The organism is Candidatus Poribacteria bacterium, from assembly GCA_026706025.1.
In the GTDB taxonomy this organism is placed as follows: domain Bacteria; phylum Poribacteria; class WGA-4E; order WGA-4E; family WGA-3G; genus WGA-3G.
Genome location: JAPOZO010000049.1, coordinates 1 through 25,595 on the forward strand (window position 1 = coordinate 1; position 25,595 = coordinate 25,595).

A 25,595-nucleotide genomic window follows, 5' to 3' on the forward strand; every position below is an offset into this window, starting at 1 on the left:
TACACATATCAAAACCGTCTCTCGATAAAAATTAACGATTTATGAAACACCCTCATTTAAATAACAACCACCACAGTGTCAAAAGCCTCTCTGTCTGGACGCGGATAGATGCGAGGCACAAGCGAACTACCCTATAGGAGATAGACTCATGAGTCTTTATCGTTTTTTAACCGAGCCCAGGCTGCAATACTCTCATTTCCAATTCTTTATAACGGTTGTCGTCGCTACTGGGGCGACTGCCTTCTTTCTTCACTACATGGATGGTAAAAACGACAGTGCCAGAGAGGCAAGGCTGAGGCAACACATTGCTGATGCCCGCGCCGAAGTTCAGCACCTAAAAGCAGCGGCTGCCAAACGAAACGGTACCGCCCAATCCACCCCTGCGTTGCTAAAGGTCCCCTCCGAGACGGAGACCCAGACACCCGCTGGGCACGCGCCCGATGACAGCGATGTTTCCATATCCGACGACACGGTGGAAGTTGTGCACACAGGGCCTTTCAAAGGGCTGCCGCTGGATGTCGCCAAGGAAATCCATGAAGAATATACCGCTGCGCCTCTGGCGCGTGCGAAGCGGTATGACGAATGGGACCAGCGGAGAAGGGCACTAAAAGAAAAGGACATCGCATTGGCGAAAAAAGAATTAGCCCATGGAGATGCCGTTCTCGCGGATTCAAAGAGACACCGCGAAAATCTCTTAGCGGCTTTTGCGCGTATGTCCCCCGAAGAACTCGAGGCTGCGCGGAAAGAGGCTTTGAAAACGCAGCCTGCCGAGGAGGTCGATCTTTTTTTTAGGCACGTCGCGGAGTACGGCACCGTTAAGTCTCCTGAGGAAATAGAACAGACGGCGCAGGACCTCAAGAAAAACCGAGAAAGTCTGGCGATAGCGAAGCGGGAATTGGTAGCGGAGCGGGGACAATTCACACGCGAGTGGGAAGAACTTCAGCGCACAAAGCCCCTTCCGCCGAATTTAGGTTTGGACGAGTTCTACACAGAATGGAAAAAACGTAATAGCTCAAAGCCCTCACCATAGTGGGCTTTGGACATTAACCTCACAGAAATCAGAACCCATTACAACTTTGGAAAACTGCCCGCTTTTCACTGGGCGAAACCCCGACATTCATTGAACTCGGCGAGTTTCCAATGGAAATGGAAATGCCCAAAAAAATAGACACAGAACCACCGGAGCTCCCATGAAATATCTTCGTCCCTTATGCCTGATCTGCTGCCTCGGGTGCCTCCTGCCCCTGACAACAACGCAGGCTGAGTTCAACGCAGAAGCGATCTTTGTCCCTTATCCCGATGACGAAAAATCGGAAATGTGGATCACCAACGTGCAGAACACACGCCATGCACGAAAAATCTATACACACCCACAAAACATCTATGATCTGGCAGTCCAACCCGATGGCAACTTTATCGTTTTTGTTGCGGAAACCCTAGACCCTTTTTTCGTTTTTGACGCATACATAATAGATAGACGGAGGCTTCGGGAAGGGGCACGAAACTTGACAAAACTCCGTTTTGATGCTATCTGGGATATAGACATCTCAAAAAACGGGGATGTCGTTTTTACAAACTATGACACGGCACTACATCAGGGCATAAAGTATGGTGTCTACCTCATTCGCAGTCATGATTTAAAAAACGCGATACCGAAAGCGGAACTGCTCGTCGAAAGAGAGTCTCTTCACGCAAGATGGTCACCTGATGGCAGATTTATCGCCTTTGAACACATGAACAGAGTTATGATCCACGATGTCAAAACAGGTGCCACCAGCGGCATAGACTTCGGATCTGATCCTGTGTTCGCTCCCGACGGGAATCGCCTCGCTTTTTTTCATGATGTTTGGGGACTGGAAGTCGCAATCTCCATTGTTTCAATACACCCCCGCCGACACGTGAAAACAATCGCACTGGATGATGGAAAACCTATAGGCAATCTGGATTGGACCCCCGATGGGGAGTCGCTTGTTTATACAGTGCATGGTTCTCCTCGTCGCACCTACGTCGTGCCTCTGGACGGTTCGCCGCGTGAGGAAATTCTGATTTTACTCGATGGTATTGTCCAGCATTTTGACTGGACAAGCGCAACATACGCCGTGGAACCCACGAAAAAACTCACCACGCTCTGGGGCGCACTGAAAGTAGACAACACACACAGCAGGTAACGTTTCCGTCGCGAGACAACACATTCCCACACAATCCCCCCAACCGAAAATCATATTAATCATAGAAATCACAGTTCAGATTTCAACACACGGATATAACTGCCAATTCCCATAATCCCTTGACAACGGCATCTTATGTCAACTATAATTATCAAAAATCGTTAATAGAACAGGAGCAAGTCGTGATGAACCGTGCAACACCGAAAGTTACCGTCGTCGGCAGCCTGAACATCGACTTGGTGTGCCACGCATCGCGGCGACCCGATAAAGGCGAAACCATCATCGGCAATGCCTTTGATATATTTACAGGTGGGAAAGGATTCAATCAGGCGACTGCCGCAGCACGGTTAGGTGCCGAAGTCACGCTTATCGGAAGTGTCGGTGCAGATCCTTTCGGAGAGATGCTACTCGCCGCGGCAGAAAACGAACATATTAACAGTAGGTTTGTCACAAGACGTACAGACATCGGCACAGGCGTCGCAACAATCGTGATTGAACCGGATGGCGACAATAGCATTATCGTCGTGCCACGCGCCAATATGGCACTCACGACAGCAGATATAGATGCTGCCGCGGATTGTATCGCAGCAGCGGATGTGCTCCTCCTACAATTGGAAACGCCGATTGCGACATCCGAACACGCAGCAGCAATTGCCAAAAGACACGGCACGACAGTGGTACTAAACCCTGCACCTGCGCAACCGCTGCCGGATAGCCTTTTGAAATACGTCGATATCCTCACCCCGAACCAATCCGAAACGGAATTGTTGTCGGGGATGAAAGTTAGCAGCCAAAAAGAAGCAAGTCGGGCAGCGGAGGTGTTACGCACGCGTATGGTGGATACCACAAACGCCGCCGTTGTGCTAACCCTCGGCGCACAAGGGGCATTGACGTTGACAGGAACGACATCCGAACGTGTCTCCGCCCTGTCTGTTGAACCCATAGATACCACAGGCGCAGGGGATGCGTTTTGTGGCGCGCTCGCAACCGCCTTAGCAAGCGGTGAAACTTTACATCCGGCAGTTGCGTTTGCAAATGCCGCAGGCGCAGCAGCAGTCACCGTCGTTGGCGCGACACCTTCAATGCCGACACGAACGAAAATTGAACATCTGTTAGCATCTGGAAAATAATACTATTTCTAAAAGTTTATGTTCCATTAACCGCACCGTTGACCCAGACCCCGGTAGGTGCAGTTTTGCAGTGTACACACCCCGGGGAATGCCCATAAGGCATTCATACCGTTGATTCATGCGATCTGCATTCCTAACCGCACTGGAATAGATGCTTTTAATAAAAATAATCAATCAGAATTGGTATAACAATATCAAAGTAGAAAAAACGCAACTTACAATCCATCAAGGAAAATTAAAAAAATGAAAAACATACGCCTAAATCCCATACTGATAGTACTAATTATAAACTTAGTATTTACTATATCTTTATCACAAGTTTCCACCGCTGCAGAAAAATGGGAAACGAACATAAGGAAAGACTTCACAAAGGTCCTCCGAGAAAAAAAGAAGCCTGCCGAGAAACACCGCGAATTTATCCTGAAATGGCAAAAACAGGGACGACTCGCCACACTCCTAACGCTCTATGAAACAGCAAAAGATAATTCTCAGAGACAACAGTCCGCTTCTCCTGCAATGAACGCCGCATTTTACTATGGCTTAGGATACGTCCACGCCCTTGGGGCTACGAAAACCGATGAAACCTTTGACACAGCGGTTACCTATCTACAACGCGCCCTCGAAATTGAACCAGATCTGTTTTGGGCACGTTTCAATTTGGGTGGCATCTATCAACAACAAGGCGAAAGCGATGTAGGGCGAAGCTCGCAAGCCTATTTTCAAAAATCACTTGCGGAATTTGAAACTTGCGTCCGTTTAAACCCGAATTATTACCCAGTTTACTATCGTATCGGTGATATCCACTTGAAACAGCAAAATTATATAGAAGCACTTCAAGCCTTTGAGACAGCACGAAAACTAAACCGGAAATGGGAATACCCACAATACGGTATCGGTTTAGTCTACTTGGCACAAGGCGAAACAGATCGCGCTCGCGAAGCGTTTGAAAACATTACACATCAAAAGAAAAAGTTCGTACCCGCTTACATCAAACTCGGACAAGTCCTCGCTACACAAGGTTTTTTCGATGACGCCCTAACAGAATACGCCAAAGCCGCACAGCATCAACCTTACGCCGCGCAAGACCTTTACGAACTCGCGGTTATCTTTAATGAAAAAGGCAATACGGATGGCGCGATTCAGCTCTATCAACGCACAATTGAGACGGAACCAACGCATGCGCAATCACATTTCGCGCTCGGAGAAATCTTCTACACCAGCGGCAATACCGAGACCGCACTACACCATTACCAACAAGCATTATCCGTCATGCCGAGTCTCAAGGATACTTTCTATGAACCGCTGGAACCTTACTTCGCAGGGTTAATGACACCCGATCAAGCGATGCCAATTATAGAGAAAGCGATGTTCGTCCTTCCCAACGATCCGCGTTCCTACTTTTATGCAGGCACTATTGAAGCCGATGCAGGCAACATCGAAAAAGCGATCCAACATTATGAGAAAACAATTGAAATAATTGAAGCCGACGCAAGTTATTTGCAAGTTGAGCTCCCCTTGGGGAGTTTCCTCGATGCTTATTTTAAACTTGGTGAACTCCACCACCAACAAGGGAATATAGATACAGCGATAGGTTACTTCAAACGCGCATTGGAATTGAATCCAGAGTTAGCCGACAGATTCATCGTGCAGGGACAGCGTGCTTTCGATGAAGAAAACTATCAAGATGCCATTGAACCTCTAAATATCCACCTGCTGCTATTTCCCGAAGATGTTAGTGCGACCTATCTTCTTGGGCAAAGCTACGAAGCAAACGGCGATACAGACAGCGCGATTACTTTTTATGAACGCACCCTGACATTAGACCCACAACGACCGGACGTGCTTTTCAAAATGGTGCACATATACCGTGGACGCGAAGCACATCAGCAGGCAGTTGATACCCTAAAGCGACTTATTGAGATCGCGCCTGAAACCACTGAAGCACACTACCTTTTGGCACTGTCCTACCTTTCGCTAAAGCAGCCTAACGATGCGCTACCCGCATTCCTCGAAACGATTCGGTTGCGTCCTGATGATGTCGCAGCACATTACCACACAGCAATTCTGTTTGAAGAAAACGGTGAGATAGACAACGCCATCGTGCATTACGAGAAAACAATCACGCTTGATACGACCTTGATTGAAAACGACATCGGGCGTAGCCTACAAACCCCGATGCAAGGGGTCAAGGCAACGGAAGTTGAACCCTTTTTCCGTCTCGGGGCAATCTATCGCCAACGCAACGATGAGGATAACATTCTTCGTATCTATCAACCCGCGCTGGAAATTGAACCCGAACATCCTGAAATCCATCATCTCCTCGCCGTTATCTTTGAAAAACGAGACGAACGTGAGAACGCAATCAGATACTACGGATTGGCGAACCATTACAACCCCGACAACTTCGATTGGCACTACAGTTACGCACGTCTACTCGACCGGCACGCTGAAACGCTCGGAGAGGACTATCACAAACACGCCGAGATGGCTGTTAACGAATACACCACAACTATTGCCCTGAATCCCGACTACGTGGATGCTTACTTCTACCGCGGAATGCTCACACTTCGCTATCGGCAGATTGGTAAAACGCTCTACCGCTACAGCCAAATTTTAGAGGATTTCAAACAAGTAGCACTCTTTCAACCCAAAAACCGCGAGGCAAACTATAACATCGGCGTTATCTATCTCGAAATTGACCGACACCGCCCCGCGAGAGAGGCTTTTGAACGCATGCTCTCTTACGCGCCAAAATATAGGGGAATCCACCTACATCTCGGAAAAATCGCAGAATGGGAGCAGGCATGGAAGGCGGCAATCAAACACTACGAAGCCGAAGCAGCACTGATTCAACAACCCGCTGAAAAAGGGGACGATATTGCCGCTAAGACGTATCAACGCCTCGGAGAGCTTTACTACGCCCACGCTTTGGATTATAACGCCGCGAAAGAGACTTTAGAGAAGGCACTCGCTTTAGACGACACGCATGTACCGACACTGCTGAATTACGCGAATAACTTCTTCAGTATGGATTTACTCGGTTCAGCAGCGGAACAGTTTGAACGCGTAATACAACTGGCACCGGACAATTTGACAGCGAACTATAACCTCGCATTAATGTATGAATACACAGAAAAAAGCAAGCAAGCAAAAGCACAATGGAAACGCTTCCTTGAACTCAACCCACCCGAGCAGTGGAAAATTGAGGCAGAAAAACACCTACGCCAGTAGTACCTATGGACATTAAGGACTTTGGCGCGACACTTCAGACTTCATTTATCGGACGCCAGATTGAGCATCACTCGCAAGTTGGCTCCACCAACGATATTGCAATCGCACGTGGCAAAGCAGGCGCGGCAGAGGGAACACTCGTCATCGCGGAACATCAAACCGCTGGACGTGGGAGATATGGCAGAAAATGGGAAGCACCACCGGGCAAATGCCTTCTTGTGTCAGTTATCCTGAGACACCGGCTGCTGCGTGACCAAGTCGCACTCCCGAATCTTGTGGGGGCAATCGCGATTGCACGCGCACTCCAGACAACACATGGACTTGAAGCGCAGATTAAACCGCCTAACGATGTCCGTATTAGACAAAAAAAGGTGGCGGGTGTGCTAACAGAACTCGCTTATGACGCGCAGCAGCACCCGTTTTTTGTCTTAGGTTTCGGCGTGAATGTCAATATCGGTTTGGAGGATTTTCCACCGGAATTGCGCGAAACCGCAACTTCTGTGCGGATAGCGTGTGAGCATTCTGAAGATCAGAACACCGAGGTCTGTCGTGCTTCGCTGCTACATGCGACACTCCGCCAGTTAGAAGATACCTATTTGCAGCTGAAAGCCGGTGAGACTGACTTAATCATGAAGCAGTTTGAGGAATTGCAGGAAAAATGAAAGTAGTGATTAGTGCCTGTCTTTTAGGCGTTCGCTGCCGATACGACGGTGGCGACAGCCGAAACGAATCAGCAATAAAACAGAAAGAGACGGACGATCTGATCCCCGTCTGTCCGGAAGAGGCGGGTGGGTTGCCGACACCGCGCCCGCCCGCAGAAATAGTCGGTGGCGATGGGGATGATGTCCTAAACGGTAAAGCAAAAGTCATGACTGTTGATGGGACAGACGTGACTGCGGCATATTTGAAGGGCGCACACTACGCCTTACACATTGCGCAATCACACAGCGCAACGCAAGTGATACTCAAAGCAAAGAGTCCGTCCTGCGGGTGCGGCGACATCTACGACGGCACTTTCTCAGGCACACTCACAACCGGCGACGGCGTAACCACTGCCCTCCTGAAACGCCACGGTATTACCGTTACTTCCATGTAGTTAGGACTTACGCATTCCCTCTTAAAGTCCCCCTGATAAGGGGCGGGGAATGCCCATAAGGCATTCATACCCGGGGAAGCCCACACGGGCTTCATACCGTTGATTCTGATTCTTTAGGGGGTTAAAAATACGGAAATTGCCACTTTTTGCTCAATTTGCGTAAGTCTTGGTAGTTTCTAATTTTAAGAGATTAAACGACGAACCTGTTCTCCTATGTCAGGACTCCGCATCAACGACTCACCGACAAGCATCGCATGAATACCGGCTTCTTGCAGCTTCACTACGTCTTCACGCGAATAGATACCGCTTTCACTCACCACAACCCTATCCGCTGGGATCGCTTCATGTAACTGAAATGTTGTCGCAATATCTGTGTGAAATGTACGCAAATCACGGTTGTTGATACCGATAATCTGCGCCTCTACCTCCAACGCAATCGCCAATTCTTCACGTGTATGCACCTCCACCAGACATGCCAGTGACAACGACGCTGCGACATCCATGAATGTCCGTAACTGTGCGGCTGTCAATGCTGCTACAATTAGTAAGACCGCATCCGCGCCCGCGACACGCGCTTGGTAGATATGATATGGATCAATCGTGAAATCTTTCCTTAACAGTGGCACATCAACAGTGTCGCGAATTGCGCGCAGATAGTCGAGTTCCCCCGCAAAAAAATGTTTATCTGTGAGTACGGAAACAGCAGCTGCCCCGTTTTCGACGTAGGTTTCGGCAATCGACACCGGATGGAAATCCTCACGGATAATGCCTTTACTGGGCGACTTTTTTTTCACTTCTGCGATAAGTTTGACCGCCCCGCTCCCTGTGATAGCATCCCGAAAATCCCGCGTTGGCGGAAGATTCGTAATCGCCGCTTCCAACCTCGCAAGTGGTATTTGTGCCTGTTCAGCTGCTAATTCTTTCTGTTTATGTGCAATGATTGTGTCTAATATCAATTTCTTAATTTTCCTTGCGGAGTAACGAAGGACGTTTGAACTGCCGTGTGCGTTCCATCTATCCGTCCTCCATTTCATTACGGACTACGAACTTCGTTTCTATTTAACGCTTCGCGAATAATCAAAAATTGTTTGAAACGCGCTTGAGTCCTTCTAATTTCGCGAGTGCCGCACCCGAATCAATAGATTCCGACGCAAGTTCAATGCCAGCATCAAGATTATCCGCTTTCCCACCCGCAACAATCGCGGCACCAGCGTTTAGCACAACAATATCGCGTTTGGGGCCTTTTTCACCGCTCAAAATATTAACTGTAATCTCAGCGTTTTCTTCAGGGCTACCCCCCAAGAGCGCAGCAGATTCTGCATTCGGAATTCCGAATGCCGTTGCATCAAGCGTGTAAGTCTTGACAGTACCGTTCCGTAGTTCAGAGACACGCGTTGTTGTCGTCGTCGTGATCTCATCCAACCCGTCATCTCCGTGCACGACAAAGGCGCGTCTACATCCAAGGTTGTTCAAGACATTGGCGTGCGTTTCAGTGAGTTCTGGCGCGTAAACGCCAAGCACCTGTGCCTGCGCACCTGCCGGATTCGTCAGCGGACCTAACGCATTGAAAATGGTTCGGATGCCAATCTCTCGGCGCGGTCCGATAGCATATTTCATCGCACCGTGCAATGCCGGGGCAAACAGAAACCCGATACCGCCTTCATCGATGCATTGCCCAACGTGTTCAGGACTAATCTCAATATTCACACCCAACGCCATTAGCACATTCGCACTGCCACTCTGCCGTGTTACGCCTCGGTTTCCATGCTTCGCGACCGGCACACCTGCTCCTGCAACGACGAAAGCGGAAGTTGTCGAGATATTGAAAAGGCTCAGACCTGTGCCACCCGTGCTACACGTGTCAACAACCAATGAGTGCTTCGTCGGAACAGGCGTAGCTTTATCACGCATGACGCGCGCAGCACCCGTAATCTCCTCTATTGTCTCACCTTTGAGCCGTAGCGCCGTAAGAAAACAGGCGATCTGCGCGTCTGTTGTCTTACCTTCCATGATCTCATTCATCGTCTCAATCATCTCTGCTTCGGTTAAGTCATTTCCTGCCATAACCTGCTGAATCGCTTCTCGAATCATGTAATTTCCTCCTGGTGTTATTTCAATGTCGCGTTTGTGATGCGGGTATCGCGAGCACAGCTCGCTCCTACAAGAAGATGCGACCTGCGCTAAATCTTTTCCCTCACAATTTAAAATAGTGAATGGCTATCAGCAGTCAGCACTTGGCTATCAATTAATATCGTTTGGCATTCAATTTTCTTGTAGCCCCCACAGGAACTTTGCTACTACAACAAAGTAACTGAAAACCGATAACTGAAAACTGAAAACTATTAAAATAAAAACCGGTACATCGGTTGGTTCGTCGTAACCCCTATGATGCTCCATACACTGCCAACGATAAATTCGCCTAAAATCAGACCGAGAAAGAACGGAATAAGTTTTCGGTGTGCGCTCACACCACCGTGCCGAAGAATAATCCATTTGATGACGGAACTCACCAAGATCGAGAACCAAAACACGTTCATCGACCAGCTGCTGGAGATTGCAAATCCAGCCGGATGAAAGGGCCACCAAAAGAGTCGCATCCGCATTACCATCAAGAAACCGGTAATGAGGAAGCCGACACACATTGCAACAATTGCTGGCACATCTGGTGCTCTCGGCGAAGTTAACCAACTTTGGAGCCGGTTGAAAGGTCGTCCCGCGAACCAATCACGTGCGCCTTCAATGTAAGAGATATGATAGAACGCCCAGAATGAGGCGAATGTACCGATAACAATCGCAATGCACATCGCGATTAACAAGCGTCTATTAGAAATTCCGGTACGTTCCGCTAATTTGAATCCCTCCAAAATGTGTGGCATCGGGTGCCCACGGTAAGCACGATTGAAAAAGAAGAGATACGCCATTATCGTCAAATTGTGTGGACCGAGTAGTCGTGTTCCAAAGATACGGGGCATCATCTCATCAGGACCAATAAAGTGCAGGTCATGTACCGGCGAACCGAGTTCCGCACGCATTCGGGTTACCGCGGTAGAAATCGCATAATAGATGCCAAAAAACACGAGGATCGCCCAGACAGACATACCCGCTGTTTTACAGAACCCGACGATAAAGATAAGACTTGCGAGAAGCCCTAACACCGTGACTCGATAAGACATCGGTTCATCTGAATCGTCAACACGCGGGTCGTTTCTAAATAACTTACGTCCAACTTGTGCAAGATGCTTTCGCGTCGCTACAATAGCAATAACAAACAAGCCGAGATATGCCCCGAAAGATTGCTCATCCGTGAAAGGAAAATTCGGCATGCCCCGCACGCCTAAGGCATCTCCAAAGACGCGCTCTACCTTCCAAAAGAGATAGAAAAACCAGCATGAAAACGACAGGTCAAGCGGGATAAAAAAAGCGATGCCCACCGCGAACGGAAAAACAGCAATAGGGGTCCAACCCACTGCACTCCACGGTTTCTGTGTAAAGAACGGACGTAAATCGTAGAGCCTACCCCCCAAACTCGGCACACTCGGATAAAGATAGTGAAGCCCATTAAGAATGTCAATTGCCCCAGCAATCCCGAACCCAAGCCACATCATCTTATTTGTCAACAAGTTCGTTCTACCACCGCTTGTCAACTCAAGCGGCAATTGGATAATGGGGTAACTCAGTTTCTCGTGTTCCGTCCACTGCTTCCGCACGAGGCTGTTGATACACACCATCAGGAATACCATCACGCATAGGAAACCGCCCCAAGCGACTGTTGTCGTCAGCCAACCTTGGACAGTTTCCCATTCGTAGAGCGTTGTCTCACCGCGATAATACTCCGTTAAAAAAAGCCTCTCCTTAACAGCCATCCAATCGGGGATATACCGATGAAACAGGTCTGCCCAGTCATTTTCCGGCGTTGCGTACCAGAATGCATACGGAATCATCGGAATCAGGACGCGAAGTACATCGTGGCCCGCCAGCGAAGACGCAATCGCCAGCATGACGTAAACCGTCAGCAATTCGCCCTGTTGCATAGCGATCCCAGGGGCTACCCGTATCAAGACGAGGTTAACACCCGTGATAACAAAAACGCAGAAAATGACGTTAAAATAGAGAGAAATAGTCGTCGGATACCCTTGCCCGGCAGAGTCCAGAATCCAGTACATGTTCGGGATGATAAGGAGCGTACCGAGTAGAATCGCTCGCCATGAGGCACCAAACTTAATGTTTCGACTATTTTGTTCGGAAGGTTCTCTGAATCTATAAGATTCTGAAGTCAATTCGCTCTTCAAATCGCGGGGTGCTTTCTCTTTCTCATACGTTCGTCTGCCCGTAGATGCATTTAATGGCGCGTAAGATTACGCACATCCTGAAAGTCAAACGTCACATGCTCAAAAAATAAAATTGCTTTGATTTTTTTCGGGGCATCCTATATAATGTATAGCATGATTAGGATCCTGATTCGCAGATCGAGGCCACTTTCTCAATATCATTAAAGGATAAATCTTATGGATACTATAACTGACGCTGCCGAAACAGCCATCTTTACACCACAGCACAAGGAATTTGTCGAAAATAACGGGTATCTGTTGATTAAGAATGCCTTGCCCGCTGATGTCGTCGCGGAAATTGATACCGCTGTCGACGAGGTTTACGCCAAAGAAGAAGCCGCAGGGAATCTTGAAGCAGGCGGTAAATTGAATCTCCGTAACTGCATCACACACCACGAAGCATTCCTTCAACTCCTTGATTGGCAGAAAACCGTGCCACTCGCCTACGGCGTGCTGAATTGGAACGTACAGATGATTACATCCCATCTGATTGTACTGCCTTCAAAAGAGGAACCACCACCTAAAGTAAAAAACCGTATTGGCTTGCACCGTGACGGTGGGACATCACATGCCGAAATGCAGGAACCCCACCCTCGAATCATGCTTAAGATTGCTTACGCTATCAGCGACCAATCCGATCCCGCCTCTGGCGCGACTGTGCTGGTACCCGGAAGTAACCGATTGACAGGCAAACCCCCAACCGATCCAGAGACGGGCTGGGCACGCGGTGCTATTTCTATGAATGTCAATGCCGGAGATGCTTTCCTCTTTGAACAACGCACATGGCACGGTATCGGACACAACTGGTCGGGTATGCCGCGCAAAACCATTTTCATGGGATACGCCTATCGCTGGGTCAAACCGATGGATTATATCACGATGCCTGACGAACTCGTTGCCAAATGCAACTCGATCCAGAAGCAATTAATCGGGGTCGTCAGCGATCCGATGAGTTATTATATACCGCAAGACCAAGATGTACCGCTGCGCGCTACGCTCAATTCGGAAGCGTAATAACGCATAAACGCGTAAAGTGCGGATGTGCACCGCTCACTATTCAAGCTTGCTCTTGAGCGAAAGGCTATAATCAAGAAGTGCATTGGCATACGGCATATTGTGAAGCCCATACCCGCTATCGCCTTTAACCATGTCGTAGTTCAGTTTTGCGTCCAGATAGTCTTGTGAAGTTTTGTCAGGCGCAGCGTCAAGCATCGTTTTGACGGCTTGCATCTTCGCCTCTATCTCAGCACGATATTGTGGTAACTTCGTCTCCATGCTATTATCCGCACTATCGTGACACCCCGCAGTACTGCATACCGATAGGTCAGCGATAAATGTATGTCCCCCGTGTTTCGCAACCGCCTTAGGGTCCTCTTTCGCCATGTGGCATTGCACACACCGCTTTTTCATCACGCGGACGTGCGGCGACGGCATCCGTTTCACACCGGCGCCCTCGCGTCCGAGGAACATTTCCGATTGGGATTGGTGAACGATGCCAGCACCCGCACAACCGCAGTCCATTTTATGACAGCTGACACATAACTTTTTCGCGGGTTGCACCAGTAAATGTTCCGATTTGCTCGCGTGGGAATGGCACGTAGAACAAGAAACAGCATTCACCGCTGTCTCTATATTATAGGTATGCCCCGAATAGACCCGCTCACTAAAGACTTCGTAACCAGCGGAGTGACAGCTCAGGCAGGATGTCTGCACCTCATACGGACCTTCAATCAGGTTGACAAGAGCGTGTGAGTGTCCCGCGTGTTGCCACTCTTGATAGGCGGGTTCGGTCCCGTGACACTTGTTGCAACCTTCAGCAAACGGCGTTTTTGTGTTAGATGCATCATTCTCTATAGGTGCCGCGTAGAGTGTCCCGATCTTATCGTAGCCACAGAGTGCGAAAAGGGCAATCGTTCCCATCAGTAGGGCTAATCCTAAAAATAAGAAAACCTGTTTCATGAATTTTTATTGTCCTTGTACAATTTTTTAAGTCGCTTGACTATGTTGCTTACTAAATAGTCTCTGATAGTTAAATATCATACCTGATTTGGCGAAATATGTCAAAACTTTTTAAATGCACCCAACCTGCTCATTGTGCCTTTAACGCTTCGCCAAACGCATGGAAAAGTGGGAGGGATTTTTATGTCTCAAGCCGAAAATGGAATAGATCTTTTCAATGGTAAAAACATGGACGGTTGGCTTGCACGAGGTGGCGCGCCACAACATGAATGGGATGCTGCTGGCAGCGTCGCTCTTAACCCTGACGACGCAAAACTGCTCACAACGACAACCGGTGAAGGAATCTTTTTTTTTTTTAATGATACGGCGACCACCGAGATCTACACCGAAGCAGAATACGGTGATTGTGAACTCCACGTGGAGTTTATGGTACCACAAGGCTCTAACTCCGGCGTTTATCTCATGGGTAGATACGAAATCCAAATACTGGACAGTTGGGGTGAGACAGAACTGCGCTACGGCTCCTGTGGCGGCGTATATTGTCGCTGGATCGATAATCAGCCAGTAGACGGCGTACCGCCACGTGTGAACGCAAGCAAACCCCCAGGCGAGTGGCAAACGTACGACATCACCTTCCGCGCACCAAAATTTGATGCCGATGGCAATAAGACTGCAAATGCTACCTTTGTCAAAATCGTCTGGAATGGACAGATCGCCCATGAAGATGTTGAGGTCGTAGGCTGCACGCGCGGGGCAATGATAGAACATGAAGCCACCGCCGGTCCATTGATGTTACAAGGCGACCACGGGCCTGTTGCCTTCCGCAATGTTGTGCTCAAACCGGCTTAAAACTATTGGGTGTAAATCACAAACTACCTTGCTTACAGACTACCAGTTTCTGGTAGAACGAGCTCGCGATCTTTATACTTGGCTCCAACAGTAGCGTAGAAGGAAAATTAAAAAAATGCAAAAATTCAAACTTGGTGTCATCGGTGCAGGCGGTATCGTCTGCCGGATGCATCTTCCGGATCTCGCACAAGGCACTGATTTTGAAATTAGTGTCATCGGCGGTAGACGCGAACACCGTCTCAAACATCAATGTCAAGAGTTCGACATACCCCGCTGGACACAGGATTACGACGCAATCATCGCTGATGATGCGCTTGATGCAATACTGGTCGGCACGCCACATCCTTTGCACGTTTCGTGGGGTGTCAAAGCGTTGGAGGCAGGCAAGCATGTGCTCATGCAGAAACCGCTCTGCGGCGAGATGGATGAAGCAAATCAATTTGTCGAAGCCGCCGAAGCCAGCGGTAAAACGGTGATGTGCCTCCCGCATTTCAACGCCGCTATCTATAAAATTCGCCAATTAATCGCCGAGAACGCAATCGGGCGCGTATCCGGGGCGAGAATGCGAAGTAGCCACGGCGGACCTGAGATCTATTACGCAGAAATCCGCGACATCTTCGGGGAAACAGGCGACGATCTATGGTTTTTCGACGCGAAACAGGCAAGTGTCGGCGCACTTTTTGACATGGGCGTTTACGCCGTTTCCAGTCTTGTCGCTATGCTTGGTACCTTCAGACGGGTGACCGGCTTCGTTTCTACGTTCGACAAACCGACCGAATTAGAGGATGTCGCGACGCTCGTGCTCGAAATGCAATCAGGCGGAATTGTTACTGCCGAGACGAGCTGGTGCGATCCAGCACGCACGGGTGAGGGGAGTGTACACGGCACGGCAGGAAAACTCACGATGCCAGGTAAAGATGGCGCAGCACTTAGTCAATTGACCCCCACCTCTTACACGCGTGAACATGCACCCGTTGATGTTAAAGCGATTGATTGTTCAGACGCTGCACCGAGCGGGATGCACGCACATTTCGCCGAACATATCCGTGAAGGGACGCAGCCGCCACTCTCAAATGTTTACACGGCGCGGCACGTCACTGAAATTCTGCTTGCCGGACTTGAATCTTCCGCAACGGGTAAAGCAATCGAACTGACGACAGAAGCAGAAAATTGTGGAAATTGTTCGTCTCCGGACTGTTGTTGATACGAGAATTGAACTAACGAGAAAAGAGAAAAAATAATTAGGAAGGAAACAGAGAGGTGTTCATGTAGGCGCGCTTTCCGCGCCTACATGAAATTTCTAAACGCTTTAATCCAAATTGGCGTGAAGTTCATACCAGTCATCAAGGTTATTGAGATTAACAGCGTCTAAGATAGAGCCGTCGTCGTTAATACCGCTTGCACCAAGAATGCTGCCGCGGGTATCATCGTCGTGATTGTAGCCCGTAATCGCGGCGTTCAGTTCATCGACTGCCGCTTGGTCAAGGCTTCCGCCACTCTGTTCCAAGACCCACGCTTCAAACTGTGGATAAGAGGGCAAATTGTCGCTAATGTATGCCAGTGTAGCATCCTTATCCAGTCCGAGTCCATCTAACACCATCTGATCGAAGCCCGCGCCGCATGCGGGATAATCTTCATGGAGGACACCTTTGGCATCCATTAGCACTTTCGACCAGAAGCGTGGGAGATGCAACACCCCAAGCGGTCCCGCAACCCCGGAACTAATCGTTGGAATTTGTTTTTTCTTTCTTCCGAACATTCTGTTTCTCCTCCCTTACTTTGAACGTTGAGTAATAGGTCGGTACCATCGACACAACAGGTGTCGTTGCCTGTTATGCGAAATTCTACGCTATTATAGCAGCGCACAGAAAAAAAACAAGTAAAATTTAAAGGGAGTTACAAATCACTTAACAGCGTCAGGTTTAACCACTTTAAACTTGCGTTCACCCGCCCGAATATAGCCAAGTCGTTTTCTGGCGAGCCGTTCCTTTGTTAACTCGTCATTCTTCAACATCTCAACACGTTGCTTTAGCCGATCGCGCTTAGCCTCCAATCCCCGTATCTCGGAGCGATAGGCTTCCTCAGCGAGCTGCGCTCGTTGCCAGTCGTTATAACCATTCATGAATTGTCTGACGCTGACCACAAGCAAAGCAAGGGCAATCAGAAATAGGATAGGACGAAAAATGCGCATAAAGTGTCCTTTGAAAAGCATAATTTCGGACAACACAGCGGCTGTCGCTATACGAATGCAAGCATTTAACGGAGATCCGCCAAATTATAGAAGACTTTCTCCCCAGCAAAGATAGCACTATCTCCAAGCTCTTCTTCAATGCGGAGGAGTTGGTTATATTTACAGACCCGATCGGTACGGGAAAGCGATCCTGTTTTTATCTGTCCTGAGTTCGTTGCAACAACGAGATCAGAAATAGTCGTATCCTCGGTTTCGCCCGATCGGTGTGAAACAACAGCTGTGTAGTTGAAACGCCGTGCGAGTTCAATGGCATCAAGTGTCTCTGTCAACGTACCGATTTGATTGACTTTAATCAGGATAGAATTGCCGATCTGCTCTTCGATGCCTCGCGCCAAGCGAGTCGTATTGGTAACAAACAGGTCATCACCAACAAGTTGAACCTTATCGCCGATCGCCTCGGTCAAATGTTTCCAACCTTCCCAATCGTTTTCATCCATACCATCTTCAATCGAGATGATTGGGTATTTCTCACAGAGTCCCGTGTAAAAGGCAACCATATCTTCAGGCGATTTAGTTGGCTGTACCTCCGCTTTTAATTCATAAGTACCAGCATCTCGATTGTAAAATTCACTTGAGGCAGCATCCAATGCTAAAAGCACATCGTCACCGGGTACATAACCCGCACGTTCAACGGCTTCAATGATCACCGCGATGGCTTCCTCATTAGATCCTAAATCTGGCGCGAACCCACCTTCGTCGCCGACAGCGGTATTACAATTTCGTGCCTGTAAGACCGCTTTGAGACTGTGAAAGATTTCGGCACCCATGCGGAGTGCCTCAGCGAAACTCTCTGCTCCCGCTGGCATCACCATAAACTCTTGGATGTCAACGTTGTTATCAGCGTGAGAACCACCATTCAGGATATTCATCATCGGCAAGGGAAGCTCTTTCGCATTTGACCCGCCAATGTAGCGATAGAGCGGGAGTGCCACTTCATCTGCCGCCGCTTTCGCGACAGCCAAAGAAACACCTAAAATCGCGTTCGCGCCGAGACGACTTTTGTTCTCTGTACCGTCAAGTTCACACATAGCGGTGTCAATCTCGTTCTGAGCAAAGACATCTTCCCCCGCAAGGGCAGCAGCGATCACAGTGTTGACGTTTTCAACGGCTTTCTGAACGCCTTTTCCCAAATAACGGTTGGCATCCTTATCGCGCAGCTCAACCGCTTCGTGTTCGCCTGTAGACGCACCAGAAGGGACAGCAGCACGTCCGAATGCGCCTGATGCTAAATTAACGTCAACCTCAACCGTTGGGTTACCACGCGAGTCTAATATCTCGCGTGCATGGATATGGATAATTTCTGACAAAGCATTTCTCCTTATGAAGGTAAAAGTTGGTTTCTGAGTCTAAATTTCACTGCGTCTAACACAGTCAAGCCGCTCTTAACTCTCACTGCGAGGCAAACTGATAACTGATAACTGACACACTATTCCTCAATAACAGCATCCGCAAGTAGGTACGCGGATGCTAAAAAGACTAAACTACACCCGATGAGCAAATTCAGCCAAAACCGCTCGTTCAACCCACCGGTCACCAAAAGCGAAACGGTACATTTTGCACCGCCCATAATGATTGGAATAACAAGGGGGAGTAAAATGACGGAGAGTAGGCTTTCGCCGCCGTTTGTACTTGTGGACATGCCCGCTAATAGCACACCAACGGCACAAAACCCAAGCGTACCGATACTTAGTACGCCGAGCAGCTTCAGTAATATGCCCATCGTCACCACATCAAGCAAATCTAAGAATTGAAGCGCGATGGGGGTAATAACAATTTCCAATAGAAATAGAAAAACGACGTTGCTGATAACTTTGGAAAGGTACAGGTTACTCGCATCAACACCCGTAAGCCGAATGCCGTGCAGAGCCCCGTGAGAACGTTCCACTGCAAATGAACGATTCAAGGTAATAATTCCTGCAAAAACAAACGCTGTCCAGAGAACACTTGCGGCTAATTTGCCACGTTCTACCTTTTCAGGGAAAATCGGACCAAACGCAAAAGCAAAAATGAGAACAACTAACACACTGAAAACGAAAATCAATACCAGCGTCTCTTTTGAACGGAATTGAAGTCCAAGGTCCTTGCGAATCAACGCACCAATCTGACGGAGTGTTTTTTTTATCATGGCGGTTTTCGCTCCGTTTCGTCCTGCTTCGCAGTGAGAACCGAAACGGGTTTTCGAGGAATTTGTGCCGGTTATTTCCTCAATAGTTCAGACAGAAAGACTTGATTGCATTTTCTCTTCGTACATAAGCAATAACGCCTCTGCCGTAATTTCGTCTTTCTGTGCGATCTCTTCCAGTTCCCCGTTTATCATAAAGAAAAATCGTGTACCTACGAGATACCCCAACTCTGTATTATGTGTCGTGATCACGATACCTTTGCCGTTTTGCTTTTCCTGAGCAATACGCTCTAAAACAAACTGCTTGGCAGAAGCATCTAATCCAGAGAAAGGCTCGTCGAGTAATAGCACTGAAGGATGATGCAGGAGAGCTCTGGCAATCATAAAACGCTGCGTCATACCGCGTGAGAAGATATGCAGGGGTTCGTGGGCAAAGCGTTGCAAACCGACTTCGGTAAGCAGCGTCATACAGCGGTGTTCTAACTGCTTAACGCCGTACATATTTCCAAAAAACTTGAGGTTCTCATAGGGACTGAATGTCGGGTAAGCGAGCATCTCATGGATAACAACACCCAGCATGCTCCGCACATCTGAGTATCCCGCAATTGCGTCCGTGCCTTCAATCTCAAGTTTCCCAGAGGTTGGTTTCAGGAGGGTTGCGAGAATTTTGATGAACGTCGTTTTACCGGCACCGTTGGGTCCGAAAATCGTAACCACCTCTCCGGGGTTAACCGAAAGCGTGGCGTTTTTGACAATCGAGCGATGTCCGAAGTCCTTGGTGAGTTGGGAAGCACGAAGACGCATGGTGTGTGAACGCCCCTGTAGTAGGCAATAAAAAAAGGCAGTGGGCGGGAGACAACCCGCCCCGACAGCCAATATCATAAATCAAACGGATAGACAAGCACAATGACCCATCGCCTCCGTTCATCTTTACATCATTCTCTGGACAATCGCGTCACCCTGTTCTTGGGTAATACTCAGCGGTTGATGCGCTATAGGTCCGTTTTTTAAAACGGGTTCCATTTCATCCAATGATTGGCGGCTTGTATCATGGTAGAACAACCCAAGCTGCGTTTCATGACCCGTCTTGACCGCTTGTTCAATTGCAGCGGCCCTGTCACTTGTGTCATGATCTTCAAGGTATTGGACCCGCTCTTTCCAATGATCGAAAATTACCTGCGCCCCTCCCTTCCAGGTCACACAAGGACTGATAACATCAATGAATGCAAACCCTTTGTGCTGCATCCCGTTATACATCAATTCCGCGAGTTGTTTTGCGTCAGAACTAAAGGCTCTTGCGACATAAGTCGCACCCGCGACAATTGCCATCGCAACCGGATTCAGAGGTGTCTCTAAATTACCGAACGGCGTGCTTTTCGTCTGTTCTCCTACCATAGTCGTCGGTGAGGCTTGTCCGACTGTCAACCCGTACGTCTCGTTATTCATGACGATGTAGAGGAGATCAATATTTTTTCGCATCGTATGAATGAAGTGATTTCCGCCGATGCCGTAACCATCACCGTCACCACCCGTGACGACAACATTCAACTCGTGATTGGCAAATTTAGCACCCGTTGCGACTGCTAAAGCCCGACCGTGTAGCGTATGCATCCCATACGTTTTGACATAACCAGGAAGGTTAGAGGAACACCCAATCCCACTGACTGTCAAGTGATCATGATTGCCACGCCCGAGTTTCGCATAAGCATTTTGTAACGCATTCAGTACACCGAAATCACCACAAGCGGGACACCAATCTGGGTTAACATCACCTTTAAAATCTCGCGCCGTCGGCGCGCCTTGAACAGGTCTTTCTCTTCTCGATCTTCTCGCGCTTCTTGCCATCTGATTCATCCTCCTTTGTTACACAACGATCTCTTGATACGGGACATAAAGATCCGTTTTACTGTTCAGAAGTTCACGGGCTCCATCAGCAACGTGGTGCGGCATAAACGGTTCACCGTCGTATTTGCGGATGTGACTGTCTGCCTTAAAGCCAGTCTCACCCCGTAAGAAACGGGCGAATTGCCCGGTGTAGTTGCACTCAACGATAATCGAATACGCAGATTTCGCAAGCACTTCGTTGACGGCATCTTCATCCATCGGATAGAGCCACTTAAAGTGGATATGGTTGGTAGCAATGCCTGCTTCGGCCAACTGTTGTGCCGCTTCACTAATCACACCATGCGTGGATCCCCACCCAATCAGGGTGACTTCGGCATCTTCGGGGCCCTCAAGCGTCGGAGGCGGGAGAAGTTCAACGATGCCTTCCATCTTCCGTTGCCGTTTCTCCATAATGTCACGACGTTTGTGAGGATTCGTGAATTCATCGCTAATCAGACCCCCATCTTCATCATGATCGTCGGTAGCCACAACGTGCATGTGCCCAGGCGTGCCGGGGATAGCACGGGGCGAAATCCCGCTGTCTGTGATTTGGTAACGCAGATATTCACCATCTGGCTGCCCTTGGTCGGTGATTAATTCCCCGCGGTCAATTTCCGGCTGCCAGTTGATAGAATCCGGCACGAATGTCGCGTGACCTTCCGCCAGCGACAAATCCGTGAGTACCATGCCGGGGCACTGAAACTTGTCAACGAGGTTAAAGAGTTCAGGTATCGTATTAAACCCGTCCATAATACTGGTAGGTGAAACAACAATTTTCGGAAAATCACCTTGGCTCGCGCCGAGAACTTGCCATAAATCGCCCTGCTCGGTTTTGGTCGGTAAACCTGTGGAGGGACCGCCGCGTTGAACATTAACAACAACAATCGGAATTTCCATCATGCCCGCACTGCCAATCGCTTCCGACATGAGTGCGAAACCGCCACCCGACGTCGCACACATTGCGCGTGCCCCGGTGTGTGCAGCACCGATGACCATGTTGATAACGCTGATTTCATCTTCACATTGACGGACGATAATACCGAGATCGCGAGCATTCGGGGCCATCCAGTGGAGAATACCTGTTGACGGACTCATCGGATAGGCAGCGTAAAATTTGACACCTGCGGCTGCACCGCCCATTGCCATCAACATATTACCACTACCGAACGCCAATGGCGGATCCTGTTTCTCAAATTGGACATCAAACGGTGTAAAGTGTTCAGCGGCGTAATTGTAACTCGCCCGCGCAGCAGCAACGTTCGCATCCACTACGGCTTGCCCCTTGCGTTTGAGGAACGCGCGGATAATGATATCCTCAAGCAGGCTTAAATCCACACCGACTAACTGCAAAGCGACACTGGATGCACAAACATTCAGCATTAACCTTTTTCTATCAGGATCGTTCGTCAATTCTTTATAGGAAATAGGGCACAACTGGATGTCATCACGTTCCGGTTCTTGTTTGACATCATCGCTGTTATAGATAAGTGCACCACCGGGTGAAACGTGCGGCAAATGCTTCTCTAAACTGTCCCGGTCTAAGGCAACAATCAAGTCAATTTTGTCGCCATGGTTGGCGATTGGTTCAGAACTGACTCGGATAGTCAGGAAGGAGTGACCGCCACGGATGAGGGATTGATAGGCGGTGTAAGTAAAAACGTTCAGCCCATACCGGGCAAAGATTTGGCTGATGCTTTTACCAGCAGTTTCGATACCTTGCCCGGGTGCCCCTCCTACGGCGATTGCAAAATCGTACTTTGCCATCTTGGCTCCCTTCTAATAATTTTTCGTATTCCATTCTGATGTAGCACAATTTACTGAAGATACACCGCAGTTCAGTAAACCCAACAACACCAGAGTGGTGGACAAATAAGCAAATTGATTCGTTTATTAGTTACATTGCGATATTTGCACCTTATTTTTAATCTTCATACAACACATATAACATTCTACTTTTTTTAATTATACCATATCTGAGCGATTTTTTCAAGTTTTTTAACTCTCAACGGAATGCATTATACAGCAAATTTTACAAACCTGCACCTCCTATCAGAGTGTGTCTATTTAGGTTGTCGAAAGCGGTCCTTTAGAAAATTCTCCAACCATTGACGAACATCAGGGTACAGGTCTATAGCGCGCTTTGGAAAAACTCTTTTGTTGTTCTCCATTACGCTTGGCTGAACGCTTCAAGTGCCTGTTTCGCTTCCGGGGTTCCAATTTTTTCTAAGGCAAAAGCCGCATGGTTTTGGACTTCTTCGGATTCATCAGCAAGTGCCTTGATAAGCGCAGGCACCGCAGCCGCTGCCGCACCCTCCAGCTTAGCAAACGTGTATGCAGCATAAGACCGAATATCATCCGACGGATCGTTCAAAGCCTGAATAAGTGCAGGCATCGCACCAATTGCCGAAACCCCCATCAGATTGAGCGCACGAGCTGCATATTCGCGGAACTCTTCATTGAGTTTATCAGATAACGCTTCAACCAAAACCGGTACCGCTGGTTCACCTATACGACTCAGCGTATCACCGAGAGCGAGCGCGTGGTACCGCTCAGCGACCGCCATCTCCTCAATAAGCGCAGGTATTGCCGGTTCACCAATCGCAGCCAAGACATCAGTGGCTTGTTCAACCACATCGCCAAGATTATCAGCGAGTGCCTCAACGAGCTGCGGAATCGCAGGTTCACCTATAGCAACTAACTCTTCCTTTGCAGCCTCACGGATATCGTCATCCAACTCTGACAAATCATAGATTAAATCGGCTACAATGTGTTCCGTCTCCATTTACTCGCCTTTCTTAACATACGCCAACATCGTGATAAGACGGTCCGTCTGTTCGGGTCGTAAGTACTTGTAAAACCATTCCGAGAACTCGCGTTCGGCTCTGGTGAGTTCCGCCGTCAGTGCCGGGACAGTGGACTCTCCGATTTCTGCCAAAATCTCCGAAGCGTTATTCGCCATCTGTTCCATGTAAACCGGAATAGCAGACTCTTCGATATGGGTGTAGAACTCAGCACCATACCCGGATATATGCCAGCACTCTTGGGTAAGAACATCGATGAGCTGCGGAATAGCCGGTTTACCTATGGCAATCAATTCTGCCTTCGCGGTGTCCCGAACGTTTTCGTCTAAATGACCCAACATGACTATCAAATCAGCGATGTGGTGTTTGCTATGCATTGTTTCCCCTTTTTTGTTGTTCTAAGAGTGTGGTGAGGCGTTCTGTTTGCTCTCGGCGCAAGCGTTTATAGACACGCTCCGAGATCTCTTGCCTCTCGTACTTATCATCAAGATGCGTTATAAATTCAAGCCTTGCGACGCGCACATGTTCGCGATCGTCAGGGCTTAGTTTAAGAAGCCAACCTGCATCCGGAGGTGCTGACGCATCATCCGTATCAGGTTCTGTCGTATTGTTGGCTGCACGGAGTTTGAAAAGTGCTGCCACGAAAAATCCACCGGTTAACGCCGCAGCAACAGCGATAAGAATTAACTGTCCCAAATTGGATGTCTGCTCCGGTAAAGCACCACGAGCAACACCCATATTTATATTAAGTGCTAAGTCAATCTTTTTACCCGCTGCGAACGTCTGATCCGCATTGCTCTCATATATTAGATATACGCTACCATGGATTTGTTCGCGTCTCGGTGTCCCGAAAAACTTGGCACGCGGCACCAAACCAATACCTTCTGGAATAAAGACGTAAAACCGCATCGTGTTAAAATTCAAGCGACGGGATAGGTCCAATCCGGTTTTTCCAACGTGAGAAATATAGTTGTAGCCTAAGTGCGATTCTCCAGGCGGTAATGGGGTTTTGAGAATAACCTGATTGGTGGCAGCGTCTATCGTGAGTTCTACTGGCGGATGTGGTTCAAACCCTTCAGTGTCTTGCGGGAGTGTTAAATGTATCCCAACTTTTTGCGTACCATGTGTTGTTCTAAAAGGTAAATCACTTAGGTTTTCAATCCCTATTGCCTCAGCGACTGTGACAGCACCGTCCGGAGCGTGGTCTGCAGGCGGAGGTCCAATGATAAAAGTATACGACTTGACAAGGATTTGCGTATTATCATCCGCAAACGCCCCAATCCCAAAGTTAATCTTGATATTCGGAACCCAAGTTGACAGAACCAAATCCTTCTCGGTGTAGTCAGTATCATCATGAACAGTTGAAACCGTGTAGTGGATATTCGGATCAAGCGGTAACTCCGCGAAGCGGTAGTTCCCGTTTTCATCTGTGGTTGTCTCTTTGGTCTCAACGGTATCAGCTTTATGAATCGTGAGGATTATACGATGCGCAACAAGCGGTTTTTCGAGTTTACTGTCAATAACTGTGCCTTGGATGTCACCGAGTTCTGCCGTTTGGGCATATAGCGCAGAGAGCGAAGAGAAAAAAATTAGGACAATCGCTAACAGACGACTCGGACACCGGACGGTGATAGCGCCAAATTGCGAGTTGCCCCTCTTAATAAGTACGGTTTCCAACCGCATATCAGTTGCCCCGCTTGGTAGGTGCGGTTTTGCGGCGTACTCGCCCAAATGCGACCTGCATTTCAACCGCATATAAGATGCGTTTTTGTACAT

23 protein-coding genes are annotated in these 25,595 nt (G+C 48.6%); 9 read left to right on the forward strand and 14 right to left on the reverse strand.

The features are described from left to right. Positions 1-148 precede the first annotated feature (148 nt). The 6 genes from OXH00_09875 (at position 149) to OXH00_09900 (ending at position 7,625) form a co-directional block, all read left to right on the forward strand. The gene (locus OXH00_09875; protein ID MCY3741314.1) at positions 149-1,030 is read left to right on the forward strand and encodes a hypothetical protein; all 882 of its coding nucleotides are present in this window, start codon (positions 149-151) and stop codon (positions 1,028-1,030) included. 160 nt (positions 1,031-1,190) lie between these two features. Next, entirely contained in the window at positions 1,191-2,168 is a 978-nt protein-coding gene (locus tag OXH00_09880; GenBank protein ID MCY3741315.1) for a hypothetical protein, read from the forward strand. Between the two features lie 185 nt (positions 2,169-2,353). After that, on the forward strand, positions 2,354-3,298 hold the full coding sequence (rbsK, locus tag OXH00_09885) for a ribokinase (protein ID MCY3741316.1): 945 nt from the start codon (positions 2,354-2,356) through the stop codon (positions 3,296-3,298). A gap of 243 nt (positions 3,299-3,541) precedes the next feature. Then, entirely contained in the window at positions 3,542-6,529 is a 2,988-nt protein-coding gene (locus tag OXH00_09890) for a tetratricopeptide repeat protein (GenBank protein MCY3741317.1), read from the forward strand. Positions 6,530-6,534: 5 nt separating this feature from the next. Continuing rightward, entirely contained in the window at positions 6,535-7,191 is a 657-nt protein-coding gene (locus OXH00_09895) for a biotin--[acetyl-CoA-carboxylase] ligase (protein ID MCY3741318.1), read from the forward strand. After that, positions 7,188-7,625 carry a DUF523 domain-containing protein gene (locus OXH00_09900; GenBank protein MCY3741319.1) on the forward strand — a complete coding sequence of 146 codons (438 nt, stop codon included), beginning with the start codon at positions 7,188-7,190 and terminating at the stop codon, positions 7,623-7,625. Before OXH00_09895 ends, OXH00_09900 begins: the two co-directional genes overlap by 4 nt. A 182-nt stretch (positions 7,626-7,807) precedes the next feature. Here OXH00_09900 and trpC read toward each other — a convergent pair whose 3' ends face one another. The 3 genes from trpC to OXH00_09915 form a co-directional block, all read right to left on the reverse strand. Continuing rightward, positions 7,808-8,659 carry an indole-3-glycerol phosphate synthase TrpC gene (trpC, locus tag OXH00_09905; GenBank protein MCY3741320.1) on the reverse strand — a complete coding sequence of 284 codons (852 nt, stop codon included), beginning with the start codon at positions 8,657-8,659 and terminating at the stop codon, positions 7,808-7,810. A gap of 43 nt (positions 8,660-8,702) precedes the next feature. Beyond that, complete coding sequence (gene trpD / locus OXH00_09910) at positions 8,703-9,716, reverse strand: anthranilate phosphoribosyltransferase (GenBank protein ID MCY3741321.1); 1,014 nt, start codon at positions 9,714-9,716, stop codon at positions 8,703-8,705. 251 nt (positions 9,717-9,967) lie between these two features. Next, entirely contained in the window at positions 9,968-11,914 is a 1,947-nt protein-coding gene (locus OXH00_09915) for a hypothetical protein (protein MCY3741322.1), read from the reverse strand. A 216-nt stretch (positions 11,915-12,130) separates the two neighbouring features. On the opposite strand from OXH00_09915, the gene OXH00_09920 reads away from it, so the two are divergent. After that, entirely contained in the window at positions 12,131-12,967 is an 837-nt protein-coding gene (locus OXH00_09920; GenBank protein MCY3741323.1) for a phytanoyl-CoA dioxygenase family protein, read from the forward strand. Positions 12,968-13,006: 39 nt separating this feature from the next. On the opposite strand, the gene OXH00_09925 is transcribed toward OXH00_09920, so the two are convergent. Next, complete coding sequence (locus OXH00_09925) at positions 13,007-13,912, reverse strand: hypothetical protein (protein ID MCY3741324.1); 906 nt, start codon at positions 13,910-13,912, stop codon at positions 13,007-13,009. Between the two features lie 183 nt (positions 13,913-14,095). On the opposite strand from OXH00_09925, the gene OXH00_09930 reads away from it, so the two are divergent. Together OXH00_09930 and OXH00_09935 are read left to right on the forward strand one after the other, a co-directional pair. Then, positions 14,096-14,761 carry a DUF1080 domain-containing protein gene (locus OXH00_09930; protein MCY3741325.1) on the forward strand — a complete coding sequence of 222 codons (666 nt, stop codon included), beginning with the start codon at positions 14,096-14,098 and terminating at the stop codon, positions 14,759-14,761. Between the two features lie 115 nt (positions 14,762-14,876). Continuing rightward, positions 14,877-15,965, forward strand: a complete 1,089-nt coding sequence (locus OXH00_09935; GenBank protein ID MCY3741326.1) for a Gfo/Idh/MocA family oxidoreductase — start codon at positions 14,877-14,879, stop codon at positions 15,963-15,965. A gap of 105 nt (positions 15,966-16,070) precedes the next feature. Here OXH00_09935 and OXH00_09940 read toward each other — a convergent pair whose 3' ends face one another. The 10 genes from OXH00_09940 to OXH00_09985 all read right to left on the reverse strand — a co-directional run bounded on the left by OXH00_09940 (position 16,071) and on the right by OXH00_09985 (position 25,595). Beyond that, the gene (locus OXH00_09940) at positions 16,071-16,520 is read right to left on the reverse strand and encodes a DUF5069 domain-containing protein (protein ID MCY3741327.1); all 450 of its coding nucleotides are present in this window, start codon (positions 16,518-16,520) and stop codon (positions 16,071-16,073) included. Between the two features lie 144 nt (positions 16,521-16,664). Then, a complete protein-coding gene (locus OXH00_09945) occupies positions 16,665-16,952 on the reverse strand; it encodes a septum formation initiator family protein (protein ID MCY3741328.1) in 288 nt (95 codons plus the stop codon). 65 nt (positions 16,953-17,017) lie between these two features. Then, positions 17,018-18,319, reverse strand: coding sequence for a phosphopyruvate hydratase (eno, locus tag OXH00_09950; protein ID MCY3741329.1), 1,302 nt, complete (start codon positions 18,317-18,319; stop codon positions 17,018-17,020). Between the two features lie 119 nt (positions 18,320-18,438). Next, a complete protein-coding gene (locus OXH00_09955; protein MCY3741330.1) occupies positions 18,439-19,137 on the reverse strand; it encodes a heme exporter protein CcmB in 699 nt (232 codons plus the stop codon). A gap of 87 nt (positions 19,138-19,224) precedes the next feature. Next, positions 19,225-19,938 (reverse strand): ABC transporter ATP-binding protein, encoded by a 714-nt coding sequence (locus OXH00_09960; protein ID MCY3741331.1) that lies wholly within the window; start codon positions 19,936-19,938, stop codon positions 19,225-19,227. Positions 19,939-20,064: 126 nt separating this feature from the next. Next, positions 20,065-20,979, reverse strand: a complete 915-nt coding sequence (locus OXH00_09965) for a thiamine pyrophosphate-dependent enzyme (protein MCY3741332.1) — start codon at positions 20,977-20,979, stop codon at positions 20,065-20,067. Between the two features lie 18 nt (positions 20,980-20,997). Then, positions 20,998-22,782 carry a 2-oxoacid:acceptor oxidoreductase subunit alpha gene (locus OXH00_09970; protein MCY3741333.1) on the reverse strand — a complete coding sequence of 595 codons (1,785 nt, stop codon included), beginning with the start codon at positions 22,780-22,782 and terminating at the stop codon, positions 20,998-21,000. Positions 22,783-23,185: 403 nt separating this feature from the next. After that, positions 23,186-23,800 (reverse strand): HEAT repeat domain-containing protein, encoded by a 615-nt coding sequence (locus tag OXH00_09975; protein MCY3741334.1) that lies wholly within the window; start codon positions 23,798-23,800, stop codon positions 23,186-23,188. Beyond that, the gene (locus OXH00_09980) at positions 23,801-24,196 is read right to left on the reverse strand and encodes a hypothetical protein (GenBank protein MCY3741335.1); all 396 of its coding nucleotides are present in this window, start codon (positions 24,194-24,196) and stop codon (positions 23,801-23,803) included. It abuts the gene before it with no gap. Next, positions 24,189-25,595 (reverse strand): carboxypeptidase-like regulatory domain-containing protein, encoded by a 1,407-nt coding sequence (locus OXH00_09985; GenBank protein MCY3741336.1) that lies wholly within the window; start codon positions 25,593-25,595, stop codon positions 24,189-24,191. The genes OXH00_09980 and OXH00_09985 overlap by 8 nt, the downstream gene beginning before the upstream one ends.